General features: G+C 72.3%; 16 protein-coding genes and 2 pseudogenes. 7 read left to right on the forward strand and 11 right to left on the reverse strand.

Annotation, left to right across the window (positions count from 1 at the left end; all coding sequences use genetic code 11):
• Nucleotides 1–13 precede the first annotated feature (13 nt).
• Both O7603_RS32915 and O7603_RS32920 read right to left on the reverse strand, forming a co-directional pair.
• Nucleotides 14–1,222, reverse strand: coding sequence for a DUF6596 domain-containing protein (locus O7603_RS32915; RefSeq protein WP_281573574.1), 1,209 nt, complete (start codon nt 1,220–1,222; stop codon nt 14–16).
• A 125-nt stretch (nt 1,223–1,347) separates the two neighbouring features.
• Nucleotides 1,348–2,061, reverse strand: coding sequence for a hypothetical protein (locus O7603_RS32920; RefSeq protein ID WP_281573575.1), 714 nt, complete (start codon nt 2,059–2,061; stop codon nt 1,348–1,350).
• Between the two features lie 239 nt (nt 2,062–2,300).
• Between O7603_RS32920 and O7603_RS32925 the strand changes: the two are divergent.
• Nucleotides 2,301–2,516, forward strand: a pseudogene (locus O7603_RS32925) (SDR family NAD(P)-dependent oxidoreductase); the annotation flags it as partial.
• 431 nt (nt 2,517–2,947) lie between these two features.
• On the opposite strand, the pseudogene O7603_RS32930 reads toward O7603_RS32925, so the two are convergent.
• From O7603_RS32930 to O7603_RS32945, 4 genes and pseudogenes are all read right to left on the reverse strand, one after another.
• Nucleotides 2,948–3,145, reverse strand: a pseudogene (locus O7603_RS32930) (LysR family transcriptional regulator); the annotation flags it as partial.
• A gap of 139 nt (nt 3,146–3,284) precedes the next feature.
• Entirely contained in the window at nt 3,285–3,989 is a 705-nt protein-coding gene (locus tag O7603_RS32935; RefSeq protein ID WP_281573576.1) for a DNA alkylation repair protein, read from the reverse strand.
• A 70-nt stretch (nt 3,990–4,059) separates the two neighbouring features.
• On the reverse strand, nt 4,060–4,557 hold the full coding sequence (locus O7603_RS32940) for a nitroreductase/quinone reductase family protein (RefSeq protein WP_281573577.1): 498 nt from the start codon (nt 4,555–4,557) through the stop codon (nt 4,060–4,062).
• Between the two features lie 136 nt (nt 4,558–4,693).
• A complete protein-coding gene (locus tag O7603_RS32945) occupies nt 4,694–5,587 on the reverse strand; it encodes a DPP IV N-terminal domain-containing protein (RefSeq protein WP_281573578.1) in 894 nt (297 codons plus the stop codon).
• Between the two features lie 170 nt (nt 5,588–5,757).
• Here O7603_RS32945 and O7603_RS32950 point away from each other — a divergent pair, with 170 nt between their 5' ends.
• The 4 genes from O7603_RS32950 (at nt 5,758) to O7603_RS32965 (ending at nt 8,932) form a co-directional block, all read left to right on the forward strand.
• The gene (locus O7603_RS32950) at nt 5,758–6,183 is read left to right on the forward strand and encodes a helix-turn-helix domain-containing protein (protein ID WP_281573579.1); all 426 of its coding nucleotides are present in this window, start codon (nt 5,758–5,760) and stop codon (nt 6,181–6,183) included.
• 56 nt (nt 6,184–6,239) lie between these two features.
• Nucleotides 6,240–6,977 carry a molybdate ABC transporter substrate-binding protein gene (gene modA / locus O7603_RS32955; RefSeq protein WP_281576907.1) on the forward strand — a complete coding sequence of 246 codons (738 nt, stop codon included), beginning with the start codon at nt 6,240–6,242 and terminating at the stop codon, nt 6,975–6,977.
• Nucleotides 6,978–7,061: 84 nt separating this feature from the next.
• A complete protein-coding gene (locus tag O7603_RS32960) occupies nt 7,062–7,826 on the forward strand; it encodes an ABC transporter permease (protein WP_281576908.1) in 765 nt (254 codons plus the stop codon).
• A complete protein-coding gene (locus O7603_RS32965) occupies nt 7,823–8,932 on the forward strand; it encodes an ABC transporter ATP-binding protein (RefSeq protein ID WP_281573580.1) in 1,110 nt (369 codons plus the stop codon). Before O7603_RS32960 ends, O7603_RS32965 begins: the two co-directional genes overlap by 4 nt.
• Before the next feature lie 38 nt (nt 8,933–8,970).
• On the opposite strand, the gene O7603_RS32970 is transcribed toward O7603_RS32965, so the two are convergent.
• Together O7603_RS32970 and sodN are read right to left on the reverse strand one after the other, a co-directional pair.
• The gene (locus O7603_RS32970; protein WP_281573581.1) at nt 8,971–9,504 is read right to left on the reverse strand and encodes a GNAT family protein; all 534 of its coding nucleotides are present in this window, start codon (nt 9,502–9,504) and stop codon (nt 8,971–8,973) included.
• A gap of 181 nt (nt 9,505–9,685) precedes the next feature.
• A complete protein-coding gene (gene sodN, locus O7603_RS32975) occupies nt 9,686–10,090 on the reverse strand; it encodes a superoxide dismutase, Ni (protein ID WP_281573582.1) in 405 nt (134 codons plus the stop codon).
• A 184-nt stretch (nt 10,091–10,274) separates the two neighbouring features.
• On the opposite strand from sodN, the gene O7603_RS32980 reads away from it, so the two are divergent.
• Nucleotides 10,275–11,597: a radical SAM protein gene (locus tag O7603_RS32980; protein ID WP_281573583.1), complete on the forward strand. Its 1,323-nt coding sequence runs from the start codon at nt 10,275–10,277 to the stop codon at nt 11,595–11,597.
• A gap of 55 nt (nt 11,598–11,652) precedes the next feature.
• Here O7603_RS32980 and O7603_RS32985 read toward each other — a convergent pair whose 3' ends face one another.
• Together O7603_RS32985 and O7603_RS32990 are read right to left on the reverse strand one after the other, a co-directional pair.
• Nucleotides 11,653–12,579, reverse strand: a complete 927-nt coding sequence (locus O7603_RS32985) for an acetamidase/formamidase family protein (RefSeq protein WP_281573584.1) — start codon at nt 12,577–12,579, stop codon at nt 11,653–11,655.
• Between the two features lie 64 nt (nt 12,580–12,643).
• Nucleotides 12,644–13,180, reverse strand: coding sequence for a sigma-70 family RNA polymerase sigma factor (locus O7603_RS32990; protein WP_281573585.1), 537 nt, complete (start codon nt 13,178–13,180; stop codon nt 12,644–12,646).
• Nucleotides 13,181–13,374: 194 nt separating this feature from the next.
• On the opposite strand from O7603_RS32990, the gene O7603_RS32995 reads away from it, so the two are divergent.
• Nucleotides 13,375–15,492 carry a copper resistance protein CopC gene (locus O7603_RS32995; RefSeq protein ID WP_281573586.1) on the forward strand — a complete coding sequence of 706 codons (2,118 nt, stop codon included), beginning with the start codon at nt 13,375–13,377 and terminating at the stop codon, nt 15,490–15,492.
• A 23-nt stretch (nt 15,493–15,515) separates the two neighbouring features.
• Here the strand turns inward: O7603_RS32995 and O7603_RS33000 are convergent.
• The coding region (locus O7603_RS33000) for a hypothetical protein (RefSeq protein ID WP_281573587.1) at nt 15,516–16,096 on the reverse strand (581 nt) is incomplete at its 5' end.

The raw sequence follows: 16,096 nt of genomic DNA on the forward strand, positions 1-16,096 counted from the left end.
TGGGGCGCCGGTCTCACCGCCGGCGCCTCAGCTCACCCACCCGCCGCGACATCAGCTCCCGTTCGGCCGGGTTCGTCGCCAGCTCCAGAGCCCGCTGCGCCGTCGTCAGCGCCTCGGCCGGACGGTCGAGGGTGTCCAGCAGGTCGGCCCGGGCGGCATGCCACAGGTGGTAGCCGGCGAGCCGGTCCCCGAGTGAGTCGACCTCGGCCAGCGCCGGGGCCGGGCCCACCGCGAACCGCGTGGCCACCGCCCGGTTCAGCAGCACCACCGGCGACGGGTCCACCGCGTACAGCCGGTCGTACAGCGCCCGCACGTCGGCCCAGTTGGTGGCCTCGTACGAGGGAGCCAGGGCGTGTAGCGCGGCGATGCCGGCCTGCAGCTGGTACGGCCCCGTCCGGCCCTGGCGCACCGCCGCCCGCAGCCGCAGCGCCGCCCGTTCGATCGCGGCCCTGTCCCACAGCCGCCGGTCCTGCTGGTCGAGCAGCACGATGCGGCCCCACGAGTCGAACCGCGCCGCGGCGCGGGCGTGGTGCAGCTCCAGCAACGCCGCCAGGCCGGCGGCCTCCGGCTCGCGGGGTAGCAGCTCGGCGAGTTGGCGCGCCAGCTCGACCCCCTCGCGGGCCAGCTCGCGCCGCTGGGTGGGCCGGCCGCTGGACAAGTACCCCTCGTTGAACACCAGGTAGATCACCGCGAGCACGGCCGGTAGCCGGTCGGCGTACTCATCCGGCTGTGGCGCCTCGAACCGGACGCCGCGCTCCCGCAGTTGACGCTTGGCCCGGGAGAGCCGCTGCGCCATCGTCGGCTGCGGCACCAGGAACGCGGCGGCGATCTCGGCCGTGCTCAGGCCGCTGGCGGCGTACAGCGTCAGCGCGACCCGGGCCGGCTCGGCGAGATCGGGGTGGCAGCACGCGAAGACCGTGGCCAGCCGGTCGTCCACGCCCGGTTCCGGCGGCGCCTCCGCGGCCACCTGTGCGAGCTTCTCGCGGCCGACGGCGTCGCGGCGCAGCCGGTCCAGCGCCTTGCGCCAGCCCGTGGTGACCAGCCAACCGGTGGGGCTCGCCGGCAAACCCTCGTCGGGCCAGCGCGTGAGCGCCTCGGCCAGCGCGTCCGACAGCGCCTCCTCGGCCCGGTCGAAGTCGCCGAGCCGCCGACTGAGCGCGCCGAGCATGCCGGCCGCGTCCGTACGCCAGATCCGGTCCAGGAGTTCCGCCACGTCGCCCACCGCACCAGGGTGCGACACCGGACGGACGCCTGCCGCACCACAACGCCGGGTGTGTCGCTGGTCGGTCAAGCGGCGACCGGACGGGACGAGCGGGTCGCTCATCGACCCTGGCACCGTCGGTGTCCTCAGGCCAGCAGCTGCTCGCGCATCCTCGCGCCCAGATTGATCCTGCCGACCGCGCGAGGGCTGGTCGGGTCGTGCACGTCGAGGGTGTTGTTCCGGCGCATCAGCTCACGGACCGGAGGTGGCAGCCGGGGCGGGTCGTCCATGGCTGCCAGGACCTGCGCGGCGCTCGAGATCAGTCGGTCGGCCAGCGCGGCGGCGTCGGTGTCCACCCGCACCCGGCCGTACTCCCAGCCGGCGGTGGTGAGGTCGAGCACCTCGAACACGCGGGTCACGAGCGGACTCGGGTCCGTCACCCGGTCGAGCCGGGACGCCCGACTGCCGACCACCGCGACAGCGGCGGCCACCTGCGCGTACGGGTGGAAGCCGGATGGCAACGCGAACAGCGGCCACCGCAGCGCCGGGCCAGCCTCCTTCCACAGCGGCCGGTAGTTCCGGCGATGCACCAGCAGCCGCCGGCCCGTCCGTCGGTGTATCTCCTGGGCCTGGGCCTGTAGGTCCGCGTGGGCCTCGTCCGCGACCTGGCTCACGATCCCGGCCGCCACAACCAGGCCGTCGTCACCGTCCAGCAGCTCGGCGACCGCCTCGACCTGCTCGGGAAACCGGATCCGCGCGTGGGCGCCGTACCGCTGCTGGACGTCCCGTAGCAGGGCCTGCTGCCGCCCCAGATCGAGCTGGACCCGCCCACCGCCCAGCAACCGCCGGAGCCACCGCATTTCGCCTCGTTTCAGCAGAGCCGTCCCGGACTGCGGCAATGCTAGTGCGTCCGACCTTCCTCGCGGCGTGAAGGGGTGGCCGAGCGACCCGGCCGGACGCCGTCACCTCGCAACCGTTACCCCGCAGGTATCGGTTGTTGCCGGATTGATCATTGTTGGCGCAGCTCCCGCGAGGTGCACTGGCGAGGCGGCGGTCAACGGACCGGCCGTTCACAGCATCGAGTCTTGGGAGATCGAAAATGGGTCAGCCCGACGGCAAGGTCGCGGTGGTGACGGGTGCCAGCGAGGGCATCGGGTTTGCCAGCGCGCTGCGCTTCGCCGAGGAGGGCGCGTACGTCTACCTCACCGGGCGGCGCAAGCCGGAACTCGACGAGGCGGTGGCGCGCATCGGCGCGACCCGCGCCAGCGGTGTGCAGGGCGATGTGACGGATCTGGCGGACCTCGACCAGCTCTTCGCCACCATCGGCGCCGACGGGCGCCGCATCGACGTCCTCTTCGCCAACGCCGGCGGAACGTCCATCGCCCACCCGACCGCAGGCCGCCGCGGCCCTCTTCCTCGCCTCCGACCAGAGCAGCTACCTCACCGGCTTCGAACTGCTCGTGGACGGCGGCTACAACCAGATCTGACCGTCCGCCGCAGGCGGGGCCGCGGGGTACCGGGCCGGCGTCGGGAGCGCCGGTTCGGGTACCCGTCAGCTCCGCATCGCCACCGCGACCGCGGTATCGACGAGCCGGTCCCGCGCGGCCGACCGGGTCGCCCGCGGCCAGGCCAGGACGATCTGCCTGGCCGGCACACCGCGCACCGGAACGGCGACGACGGACGAGCCGAGTCGACCGGTCGCGCTCGCCCCGGACAGGATCACGAGTTCGCCGATCGCGACCCGAACACCTCGCCGGCGGTGGCGAGGTCGACCCGTCGGTTGGTGCGCTCGAAGAGCCGGACGCCCATCCGGCGCTCCAGCCTGCTGATCGCGCGGGACAGCGGCGGCTGTGCCATACCCAACTGCTCGGCGGCGCGGCCGAAGTGCCGGTGCTCCGCCACCGCGACGAAGTAGACGAGGTCCCGCACCTCCGGTCGATCCATACCTGAAGGGTACCGATCACCGATGCGTCGGCACGGGCCCCTACGGCCGTGACCTGCTCGTTCGGTCTGCGTCGAGCGCCCCGGCCGAGCATCGCACGCCCGACCCGCCGTCCGGCGACGCCGGCCCGGCGTCGACCCTCTAGACCACGCCGGTCAGGTACTCCCTGCGTCGCTCCGGTTCGAACTTCTCGATCGCGTACCGCAGCATGACCCGTGGCATGGCGCCGTAACGTCGGGCCAGGAACTCCTCCTCCGCCGCTCTGTCACGGTTGCCCACCTCGCGCAGCATCCAGCCCACCGCCTTCTGGACGAGGTCGTGCGGGTCGCGCAGGAGCCGTTCACCGAGGCGGAATGTCCAGTGGAAGTCACCGGCCTTGATGAAGGCGAAGGTAGCCATGACGGCGATGCGCCGGTCCCACACCAGGTCCGACTCGGCCAACCGATCCAGGACGCTCCGGTCCTTGTCGATCAGCCAGGGGCCGACGATGTACGGCGCGGACGAGTCCACCAGGTCCCAGTTGTTGATGCGGTCGGTGTTGGCCAGGACGATGCGGAAGATCTCTTCCCGCTCCGCCTCGTCTCCCCTGGTGAACTTCCGCACCAGGACGAACAGCGACGTCAGCCTCTCCTCGTGCACCCCGGTCGTCAGCAGCTCGGTCGTGTCGGCCAGGGAGAGGTCGCGCCAGTACCGGGCGGCCACCCTGCGCTGGTCCGGCACGGAGACGCCGATGGCCCGTTCGCCCTCGCCGTACCCGCCGGGGATCATCTGCAGGAACCGGCTCGACGCCGCCGCCCGACGTGGGTCGGCGAGGCGGGCGAGCTCGCGACGGACGTCGGCGGTCATGGCCATGACTGTGCAACCTACCGCGACGGACGGTGTCGACATGGTGGGACCAGCCGCAGGCCCCTGCTGGTCAGCTGGCCGGCGACGTGTCCGACGTGCCGGATCTGGGCGTCAGGACGATCACCGCGGTCTCGGTCGGCCGCCGTTTCGCGAAGGCGTCCAACTGGGCGTCGAACTCATCCCGCCAGCGGGCCCACAGCCGCGTCCGTTCATCGCCTGTCGCGGCGTAGCCGCGCACCAGCCGCCGCCCGTCGACCAGATCGACAATCGCGTCGGGGTGCGTCTGCAGGTTGAGCCACCAGGCGGGCTCACCCTCGCCCCACCCGTTCATCGCCAGCGACACCAGATTCGGACCGTCCTCGAAGTACGCGATGATGACGCCGCGCTGCCGGCCGCTGCGGCGCCCGGTGGTGGTCAGCCGCAACGTGCCCCAGCGGTTGGCGCGCGGCCGCCACAGGCCGACCCGGCCAGCGAATGCCCGGTACACGCCCCGGTGCACCGACCAGGCAAGACGGATGAACCACCTCGGCGGAAGTCCCGGTTCTTTCGCCTGCTGCTCGACCGACACGGCGACCTCCTGCCCGTTGAACCATCCGGTGGTTCATTGACAGGAGGCTAGCCCGCGGCTTCCGGCGGGCGGTAGGACCGAACGGCCCACCGGCGCCGGACAGATCACCCGCGTCACCGGCCCCGTGCCGTCCGGCTCAACGACGGATCCAGTCGGTCAGCTGGGCGTACGTGTCGGTGACCGCGGTGAGTCGCGAACCGTCCACCGCCGCGACGAACAAACGGCTCACCGCCGGCTCCTCCGGGTTCGTCGAGGACTCGGTGGCCGTGAACGCGACCCAACGGCCGTTCGGCGAGAAGACGGGGGCGGTCACCTGGTCGAGGAGGTTCGGCCACTGCCCCGCGTGAACCGATGCGCCGCCTGCCGCGGGTACGGTCAGGAACTCGGTCTGCCCGGCATAGACAATCACCTGGCCGTCCGGTGACCAGTCCGGCGCGGACATCGCCGCCAGTCCCTCGGCGGTCACCGCGCGGATCTCCCGGGTCTCCAGGTCGATGACGTGCACGTCGCTGTCCTTGACGAACGCGACGCTGCGACCGTCGGGCGAGAACGTTCCCGGCCCCGCGAACGAGACCAGCTGCTCGTTTCCGGTGCCGTTCGCGTTGACGAGGTTGAGGCCTCGCTCGCCCGGGGTGAGCCACAGGTAGACCAGCTTGGTGCCGTCCGGCGACCAGTCGGGCAGCGCGACACCGCCCCCGGCTTCCGGGTTGTGCACGATGACGCGCTCGCGAGAGCCGTCGCGCCGCGCGGTCAGCAGGTCCGGGGCGCCGAAGCAGCCCTCGACGTCAGGATGGCACGGGTCGACGTCACGGCTGTAGGCCAGCCGGCCGGAGCGGGAAACCGCCGCGCCGGCGCCGGCGCCGACGGTGCCCAACTCCTGCCCGGTGGCGGGATCGATCCGCACCGTCGCCGTCGATTGCGTCGCCAGTAGCACCCCACGGACCGGTGCGGCCTGCGCCGGTGCCCCGGAGACCGCGGTCACACCGGCGACGGCGAGCGCACAGAGAACGCTGGTGGCCGTACCTCGCATCAGTGCCTCCCCGTTGGATGGATGCGCCTGAAGGCTACCATCCATGAATCGAAATACGGCGATAGTCGCCCCGCCGTGCAGATGCGAGCCTCGACGGGCAAGCAGGTGCGGCGAACGCCGCACCTTCGGCCACTTATCGGCCGCAAACTCCATCGGCTAGGGTGGCCGTCGTGACGGTGTTTCGCATGGGTGAAGCGGCCGAGTTGCTCGGTGTCAGCGTGGACACGGTGCGGCGCTGGGTGGATGCCGGCCGGCTCACCGCGGGTCGGGACGAGCAGGGTCATCGAGTGATCAACGGGGTTGATCTCGCCGCGTTCGTGCGGTCGCAGGCCGGTGATCCGGAGAGCCGCGCGGAGGAGTCGTCGGCCCGTAACCGGTTGCGCGGCATCGTCACCGCCGTCGTCAAGGACGCGGTGATGGCGCAGGTGGACATTCAGGCCGGCCCGTTCCGGGTGGTGTCGCTGATGAGCCGCGAGGCTGTCGACGAGCTGGGCCTGGAGGTCGGGACGGTAGCGGTCGCGGTGATCAAGTCGACCACCGTCGTCGTGGAGAAGTCCACGGCGACAACGGGCAGCAGCGGGAGGACTGGCTTGTGACGACACGACGTGTTCGTGCCGCCCTGGCGACCGTGATCGCGCTGGCGGTGACGGGTCTGGCCGGATGCGGTGGTGAGGATCCCGCGAGCCCGCAGCCGGGCAGCGCGTCCTCCGGCGTCACCGGCAGCGTCACCGTGTTCGCCGCCGCATCACTGACCGAGTCGTTCACGCGGCTCGGCAAGGACTTCGAGGCGGCCAACCCGGGGGCGAAGGTCACGTTCAGCTTCGCCGGTAGCTCCGCGCTCGCGACGCAGATCAACCAGGGTGCCCCGGCGGATGTGTTCGCCTCCGCGGCCCCCACCAACATGAAGGCCGTCACGGACGCGGGAAACGCCGACGGCGCCCCGACCACATTCGTGAAGAACCAGCTCGTCATCGCCGTGCCCAAGGGCAACCCCAACGGGGTGACCGGCCTGACCGACCTGACCGAGCCGGACGTGAAGGTCGCGCTCTGCGCCGAGCAGGTCCCGTGCGGCGCGGCGGCGAAGAAGGCGCTCGACGCGGCGGGTGTGAAGCTCACCCCGGTCACCCTCGAACAGGACGTCAAAGCCGCGCTGTCGAAGGTCAAGCTGGGCGAGGTCGACGCCGCGTTGGTCTACCGCACCGACGCGAAGGCCGCCGCCGCGGACGTCGACGGCGTCGAATTCCCCGAATCGGCCGGAGCGGTCAACGACTACCCGATCGTCGTGCTGAAGAACGCGGCCAACAAGCGGGCCGCGCAGGCCTTCGTCGACCATGTGCTGTCCGACACGGGCCGATCCGTACTCACCGCTGCCGGGTTCCAGGCGCCGTAGGTGACGTCCCGGCTCGCCAACGCCGTGGCGCGACCCGACCGGGCCGCGCCACGGCGACGGTCCCGGCACACCAGCCGCGTGCCGATGGCGCTGCTCCTGCCCGCCTCGCTCGGGCTGCTCTTCCTGGTCCTGCCGCTGGCCGGTCTGCTCGCCCGCACCCCATGGACCTCGCTGCCCCAACGGCTCACCGAGCCGGGCGTCCTCACCGCGCTCCGGCTGTCCCTGCAGACCGCCACCTTCGCGACGCTGCTCTGCCTGGCCCTCGGGGTACCCCTGGCCTGGCTGCTCGCCCGGATCGAGTTTCCCGGTCGGCGGCTCGTACGCGCCCTGGTCACCGTGCCGCTCGTCCTGCCACCGGTCGTCGGCGGCGTCGCCCTGCTGCTCGTCTTCGGCCGCCGCGGGCTGGTCGGCTCCTGGCTCGACTCGACGTTCGGCATCACCCTGCCGTTCACCACCGCCGGCGTGGTGCTCGCCGAGGCATTCGTCGCCATGCCCTTCCTGATCATCGCCGTCGAGGGAGCGCTCCGCGGCGCCGACAGCCGCTACGAGGAAGCGGCGGCGACCCTGGGCGCCAACCGCTGGACCACCTTCACGCACGTCACGCTGCCACTCGTCGCGCCCGGTATCGCCGCCGGAGCAGTGCTGTGCTGGGCGCGCGCGCTCGGCGAGTTCGGCGCCACGATCACCTTCGCCGGCAACTTCCCCGGGCGCACCCAGACGATGCCGCTTGCCGTCTACCTCGCCCTGGAGACCGACCTGGAAGCCGCCATCGTGCTCAGCCTCGTGCTGCTCACCGTCTCCGTGGCGATCCTGGCCAGCCTTCGTGACCGTTGGATGAGCGCACCATGACCGCCGACCTCACCGTCCAGAAGGCGGACACGCAGGTCAGCGGGCCGCTGCTCGACGCCCGTCTCATCGTGGAGCGCGGGGCCTTCCGGCTCGATCTGCCCCTGACGATCAACCCCGGTGAGGTCGTCGCGCTCCTCGGACCCAACGGCGCCGGAAAGACGACCGCACTGCGGACCCTCGCCGGGCTGCTGCCCCTCTCGGCCGGGCACCTCACCCTCGCCGGCCAGGAACTCGACCAGCCCAGCCGCCGAACGTGGATTCCCACCGAGCGACGCCCGATCGGCGTGGTCTTCCAGGACTACCTTCTCTTTCCCCACCTCAGCACACTGGACAACGTCGCGTTCGGCCCCCGCCGGCACGGCCTGAACCGGCACCAGGCACGTCGACAGGCGGCCCACTGGCTGGAGCGGATGGGGCTCGCCGAGCATGCGCGCCGCAAACCCCGGCAGCTCTCCGGCGGGCAGGCCCAACGGGTCGCGCTGGCCCGGGCGCTCGCGGTCGATCCGGCGCTGCTGCTGCTCGACGAACCACTCGCCGCCCTCGACGCCCGTACCCGGCTCGACACCCGCGCCCAGCTCCATCGGCACCTCGCCGCGCACCCCGGAGCCACCCTGCTGGTCACCCATGACCCACTGGACGCCCTCGTCCTCGCCGACCGGCTCGTCATCATCGAACACGGGCAGGTGGTCCAGGAAGGCGACGCCGCCGCCATCACCGCGCAACCTCGCACCGACTACGTCGCCCGCCTCGTCGGCCTCAACCTCTACCGCGGTAACGCCAGCGGGCACAGCGTCCTGCTCGCGGACGGATTCCGGCTGACGACGGCCGGCCAGCACGACGGCGACGTCTTCGTCGCCTTCCCCCCATCAGCCGTCGCCCTGCATCCCCACCGCCCCGACGGCAGCCCCCGCAACGCCTGGCCGGCCGCCATCAGCGGCATCCAGCCGAACGGCGACAACCTCCGGGTCCAGCTGACCGGCCCGATCGAGGTGGCCGCCGACATCACGCCGGTCGCCGCCGCCCACCTCCACCTGGTGCCAGGGCAGCGCGTCTGGGCAGCGGTGAAAGCCACCGAAACCCGCGCCTACCCCGCCGCACCTTCCTAGATCATCCAGGGCCTGGGCGCCGCCGGTCGCGGCGACGGTCAGGTGGGGGAAAGGGACGTGTTCACCACCTGGTACATGGCCATGTCCTGCCACTTCCCCGCGATGTTGAGGTACGACGGCGCCACGCCGAACTGCACGAACCCGTTGCGTTCCAACACCCGCTGCGACCCGACGTTGTGCAACAGGGTCTCGGCCTGCACCCGGTGCAGCCCCAACTCGTCGAACGCCACCCGGACGATCTCGCGCACCGCCGTGGTGGCGAGGCCGCGACCGTTGTCCGCCGCGCCCACCCAGTAGCCCAGACTGCAGGACAGGAAGGAGGGGGCGCGCACGATGCCGTTGAGCGTGATCCGGCCAACGACCCGGCCGGAGTCGTCGACGACGAGGTGCGGCAGCTTCGCACCCTGCTCGTACTGCTCCAGATCGGCTCGGATGACGCCGCGCTGACCTTTCACCGTGAAGTAGCCCGCGCTCCGGATCGGCTCCCAGGGAGCGAGGAAGTCGCGATTGGCGCGGACCAGCTCCGCGAGGACCGGCGCATCGTCGAGGGTGAGAAGTCGGGTCGCGCTCACTGAGCCATGATCGCATTCAGGAGGGTCTCCGCCCGAGCCGGGGCGGACCGGCCCAGCCGACAACACTCCTGCTCAGGGGTCCGCTGCCGTGGGTGGACCACCGCAAGCGGCGGTGTCCCACCCACGGCCCTGGTGCGATGGGCGTTCGTCGGCGGCCGCGCGCCGGCGGTCGCCACGTGGGTCAGGCCTGCTTGGTCTCCCAGAAGATCTCGGAGATCTCGTTGATCTTCGCGAGTAGCCGGTCAGCGACGTCCGGGTCCGCCGATCCCTTCGCCCCGCCGGCGCCGGCCAGCTTGGTCGCCTCGTTGAAGAGACCGTGCAACTGGGGGTACTTGTCGAAGTGCGGCGCCTTGAAGTAGTCGGTCCACAGCACCCAGAGGTGGTGCTTGACCAACTCGGCCCGCTGCTCCTTGATGATCAACGAGCGCGTGCGGAACTCCGGATCCTCGTTGGCCTGGTACTTCTCGCAGATGGCCTTGATCGACTCGGCCTCGATCCTCGCCTGAGCCGGGTCGTAGACACCGCACGGCAGGTCGCAGTGGGCGCTCACCACGGTGCGGGGGGTGAAAAAGCGTGACAGTCGCATCAGGCGACGCTAAGACCTCAACCGTACTTCAGGTCAACTGCCGTGAACTGGCTCTCAACCCGGCAAACGGGCGAGAAGGGGAGTGTTACGTTTGCCCCTCTCGAAGGCTGTCGGCGAGACGTTCCCGCCCCACCTCGAGCCTTGCGAAACCCGCCGGGCAGTGAACGACCGACAGGGAGGGCGCATGCAGGCGCGCACCGATCTCATCGAAGACCTCATGGGGCGTTTTCCGCACGTCCCGCGTGAGGCGGTCATCAAGGAGGACCTGCTCCGCGGTGGCCTGGCCTTCGACGACTCGGCCCTGACGGACAACGAGGGCGGCGACGTCAAGCCCAAGTCGTACTTCATCTTCTCGTTCGACCACCGGACGCTGCCGGAGTTGGGAGCCGCCGCGCTGCGCCGCCCGCCGGAGGAGATCGTGCTCACCGGGGGCCCGTACGGACTGCGCCGCACGGTCGTCTCGGTCCGCACCAACCCTGACTCGCCGTACCGGGTCAAGCCCGACGACGACGGGCGGCTGATGCTGTTCCTCGACGGACGGGCGATCGCCGAGGTGGGCCTGCCCCCGATGCCGGACTACTACCGGCACACGCTCGCCAACGGCAAGTCGGTGATGGAGGTCGCACCGACGATCCAGTGGGGCTACCTCATCTACCTGACCGCGTTCCGGGTCTGCCAGTACTTCGGCGCCAAGGAGGAGTGCCAGTACTGCGACATCAACCACAACTGGCGCCAGCACAAGAAGGCCGGCCGCCCGTACACCGGGGTCAAGCCGGTCGACGAGGTCCTCGAGGCGCTCGCGATCATCGACAAGTACGACACGACCCGCGCGTCGCAGGCGTACACGCTGACCGGCGGCAGCATCACGTCGAAGGTCGACGGGCTGGCCGAGGCGGACTTCTACGGCCGCTACGCCCAGGCGATCGAGGAGCGGTTCCCGGGCCGGTGGATCGGCAAGGTGGTCGCGCAGGCGCTGCCGCGGGCCGACGTGCAGCGCTTCCACGACTACGGGATCCGGATCTACCACCCGAACTACGAGGTGTGGGACAAGCGGCTCTTCGAGCTCTACTGCCCGGGCAAGGAGCGGTACGTGGGCCGGGAGGAGTGGCACCGCCGCATCCTCGACTCCGCCGAGGTCTTCGGGCCGCGCAACGTCATCCCGAACTTCGTCGCCGGCGTGGAGATGGCGGCCCCGCACGGCTTCACCAGCGTGGACGAGGCGATCGACTCGACGGCCGAGGGCCTCCAGTACTTCATGTCCCGCGGGATCACCCCGCGGTTCACCACCTGGTGTCCGGAGCCGACCACCCCCCTCGGCCGGACCAACCCGCAGGGCGCGCCGCTCGAATACCACATCCGGCTGCTGGAGATCTACCGCGCGACCATGGACGCGAACGGCCTGTCCAGCCCGCCGGGGTACGGCCCCGCGGGCCCCGGCCGGGCGGTCTTCTCGGTCAGCTCGTTCATGGACAGCCTGCCCGCGGAACCGGCGGTCCAGGAGAGCTGAGCACGTCGCCGTCGGCACGACGGCCGGCATCCGCTGAGCCGGCCGTCGGGACGGCTCAGCCCAGCACGCCGTCGCGGAGCACCGCGTGCGCCCCGACGGTCTGATTGACGATCTGGGTCACCCGTACGTCGACGGCGACACTGGCCAGCGCCACCGCGTCCGGGCGGCTGAGGTCGTGCAGCCGCTGCATCAGGGTCAGCATCGAGTCCAGGGCCAGGAACGTGGCGTCGTCGAGGGTCGCGCCGACGCCGAGGGTCAGCCAGGCGTCCGCGGTCCGGGCCACCGGGCCGGTGACCGGGAAGTCGTCGCGGACGTCGAAGGTCAGGCTCACCTCGTCCATCGGGCACTCGATCGCGGTGCCGCCGATCTCCCCGTCGCCCTGCGCGGCGTGGCCGTCCCCCACCGAGAACAGCGCCCCGTCGACCGGGATCGGCAGCAGCAGCGTGCTGCCGGCGGTCAACTCCCGGCAGTCCAGGTTGCCGCCCCAGGGCCGGGGCGGGACCGTCGAGTGCCGACCCGGTTCGGCCGGTGGCATGCCGAGCACTCCCATGAAGGGACGCAGGGCGACCGTGTGGCCGTGCTGGTTACGGCCGGTCATCGCCACCGGGTCCAGGTCCCAGGCGTGCACCACCCCGTCGTCTTCGACGCCGTACCGCTGGTTGAAACCGCTGGGCCAGCCGCCGGCCACGGTGGTCCCCCAGGTGCCCGGGACGACCTTGTCGACGCGTACCTCAAGGGTCTGGCCGGCGCGGGCGCCGCGGACCGCGATCGGGCCGATCAGCGCGTGTCCGTGGTCGGGCTGGTACTGCGGGGCGCGCGGCCGTTCCCGGTTGAGCCCGCCGGCGTACGGCCCGGCCGACCACCAGCAGTCCAGGGTCTGGTAACTCACGGTGTCGCCCGGGTCGATGGTGAGCACCGGCGGGTAGTCGGCGGAGAAGTGGCCGTGCAGGGTCTTGTCGTCAGGTGCGAGGGTGTGTCGCATCTGCGCAGGCTAATTGTTGGAGCCGCGACGGGACAGGGCTCGTCCGGGCCTCGGGACGTCCGGGTCAGCCGGAGCGGCGGCCCGAGCGGGAGGCGTCAGCGTCGGCAGTCGCGGAGACGAGGTCGTCGCGGGCGCGGGCGACCCGGGACCGGACGGTGTCGACAGCGCAGTCGAGGATCTGCGCGGCCTCGGCGTACGAGAGACCGAGGACCTGCGTGACGACGAAGGCCTCCCGGCGCTCGGGTGCGAGGCGGTCCAGCAGCCGCCGCAGCGCGACCGTGTCCTCGGTGTCGGCCTGCCGTTCGTCCCGCCGCGCCGGTGGCGGGCCGGCGGTCGCGGTGCGGTGCTGGTCGGCGACCACCCGACGGGCGGTCATCAGCAGCCAGGTGTGGACCGAGGAGTCGGCGGTGAACGCCGGCGGGCGGCGGACCGCCCGGAGGTAGGTCTCCCGCGTCAGGCCATCGGCCTCGTCCGGCCCCACGAGGTGGGCGACGAACCGCCACACCTGCTCCTGGGTGGTGCGGATGAGAGCGGCCGCGGCGACCTGGTCACCGTGACCGGCGGCGAGAGCCAGCCGGGCCGCCCAGGTCCTGTCGTCCACGTTCGGGTCCCTCCATGCCGCGGATGGCCGCGGCCGTCGTCCGCTCGGCGGCACCGCCCGCTCGATCGAATGCCGAGGGAGAAGTTTCGTACGTCCCGAGTGGACATTGATGAGATCGACGCAGAACTTTTGCCCATCTGCAGAAAAAGTTGGCAAGCCCTTGATTGAAGCTCTCCGATCGTGACCATGTTCTGATGCGCCGTCTCCCTCCAGCCCTCGGCCGAGCGCTCTCCGGCCTGCTCGCGCTCGTCCTCGCCTCGGCGATCGCGGTCGTGGCGTCCGCCCCACCCGCGGCAGCTCACGGCACCCTGGCGATGTCCACGCCGGCGGAGGGTGCGACGGTGCGCGAGCCGTTGACGACGGTGCAGCTCTACTTCACCGAGAAGGTCGCCGCCAACGCGTACTTCACGATCACCGCCCCGGGTGGCGGTCGGGTCGACAACGGGTGGACGTACGCGGAGCCCAGGCCGCTGGACAAGCCGGTGCGGGAGTACTTCCTGGTCCAGGGGAAGTTCGAGCCGCGCGAGTACACGACGGGCTTCCCGGCGGTCGTGACGGTCGCGCACCTGCCGGCCGTCGGGCAGTACTCGGTGAGCTACCTGTCGGTGGCCTCGGACGGCGACCCGGTGCGGGGCACGCTCAGCTTCCGCTACACAGGGCGGGTCACCGCGGCGCCGCAGGGCTGGAGCCCGCCGACCGGCCAGCCTGACCCGTCGCTGCTGGCGGCCGTCGAGCAGCACGGAACATCGGGGCACACCTCGGGGTCGTCGGCGGGGGCAGCCGCACCATCCGCGTCGTCGGGTCCGACCGCGATGGCCGCTCCGTCGACGGCTTCCGACAACGGCGGCATCGGCTGGGGACCGTGGGCCGGCGTGGCGCTGACGGTCGTCGCGGCGGTCGCCGCCCTCGTAGCCTGGCGCCGCCGCCCTGCCACCGCGGGCCGCGCCTCCGGTGGCCGCCGCGCCTCCGGCCCGACCTCGCGCCAACGCGGCGGCGGCTCCCGTTCCGGGGGCGGCACGGGCGGGGCCGGTCGCGCCGGCGCCACCCGCAAGGCCGCCGGGCCGGGTTCCGGCGGGAAGACCACTCGGCCGGGGCCGGGCGGGAAAGCCGCCGAGCCAGGCTCCGGCGGGAAGGTCGCTGGGCCGGGCGGGAAGGCCGCTGGGCCGGGCGGGAAGGCCGCCGCGCCGGCGCTCGTCCCCGCGCGGAAGGGCGGCGCGGTGGTCACCGCCCGGACGGCCGCCGCGACCGGGCCGGCGAAACCCGGGCGGATGGCGGCCACGGCCAGCACCGTGGCGAGCCAGGACGGGGACTCTCGGGACGCGACCACCGGCCGGCCGGCGGCATCCGATCCGGATGACGCCGCTCCGACGCGCGAGCCCCGGCCGAGCAACGTCCGGCTCGCGCTGCTCGTCGGCGGGTTGGTGGTGACCCTGCTGGCCGGGTTCGGGCTCGGGCGTCTCGGCGCGGGCAACGGGACCGCCGCGAGCGGTGCGCCCACGGCACCCGCCGCCGGCGCGCCCGCCGCCGGGCAGGCGGTGTCGGCGGCGGACGGTCATCAGCACGCGCCCGGCACGGGCCCGCACACGGACCCGGGCGACGTCGGCACGGCGCTCGCGGCCGGAACGGCCGTCAGCGCGGGCGGGTACACCCTGCAGCCGGTGGAACGGTCCCAGCCGGCCGGCGTACGGGTGGACTACCGGTTCCGCGTCGTCGGGACCGACCGGCAGGCGGCGACGCGGTTCGCGGTCGTGCACGACAAGCCGCTGCACCTGATCGTGGTGGGTCGCGACCTGGCCGGATACCAGCACCTGCATCCGACGATGGCGCCCGACGGCACCTGGAGCGTGCCCCTGACGCTGGCCCGACCCGGGGGCTACCGCATCTACGCCGATTTCGCCGTGACCGCCGCGAACGGCAGCCCGCTGCCGCTGGTCCTGGGCGTCGACCACCTCGTGCCGGGCGCGCACACCCCGACCCCGCTGCCGCCCGCGCAGCCGCAGGCGACGGCTGGACCGTTCGCGGTCGCGATGGAGGGCACGCCCACGGTCGGCGCGACGGCGCCGATGTCCTTCCGGGTCAGCCGGACCAATGCGCCGGTGCAGCCGCAGCGCTACCTGGGCGCGTACGGGCACCTGGTCGTCGTCCGCGAGGGCGACCTGGGCTACGTGCACGTCCACCCGGAGGCGGAGCTGGTCGACGGGGCGATCAAGTTCTGGCTGACCGCGCCGAGCCCGGGCCGGTACCGGGCGTTCCTCGACTTCCAGATCGACGGAACCGTGCACACCGCGGAGTACACGATCAACCTGCCCTGAGGGTGGTGCGGGACGACGGAGGCTCAGGCGGCCCGGCGGTCCCGGGTGCGCGCCGAGCTCGGGTGAGGCGGCGCGAGCCGGAGCGGGGTCGGGGCCGGTTGCGGCGTCTCGTCGGTGCGCAGGCGCCAGCCGGGCCGGTCGCCCCGGTCACCCGCTCGCGGGTCGTCGGGCCACATCCGGGGCCGCGACAGCGCGACGACCACCAGGTAGCCGGTGAGAAGGAAGCCGTGGCTGACCAGGCGGGTGGGATCCACCCGGCCGAGGAGCAGGTCGTTGATCGAGAGCAGCAGCAGGGTGCCGACGAAGGCGCTCAACATGGGCACCAGGCCGGTCGGACGGGTGCGGCGGGCCGCCACGAACAGGAATCCGGCGCCGACCGCGATGTTCCAGGCCGCGGACTCGTGCCACAGGTGCCCGGAGGCCGCTACCCCGGTGTGGAGGTGCCCGGCGGGCCCTCGGCCGACCTGGACCAGGCCGAGCACCAGTTGCAGCGCGCCGATGAGCCCGAGGGCGCCGCGCAGCGTCAGCACGGCGCGTGCGCGGGGGCGTCGGCGGGCCGGTGGGGCAGGGGGCAGTGCCGCGAGGATGGCGGCGGTCAGGTCCG

This window comes from Micromonospora sp. WMMD812 (assembly GCF_027497215.1).
Lineage (GTDB): Bacteria > Actinomycetota > Actinomycetes > Mycobacteriales > Micromonosporaceae > Micromonospora.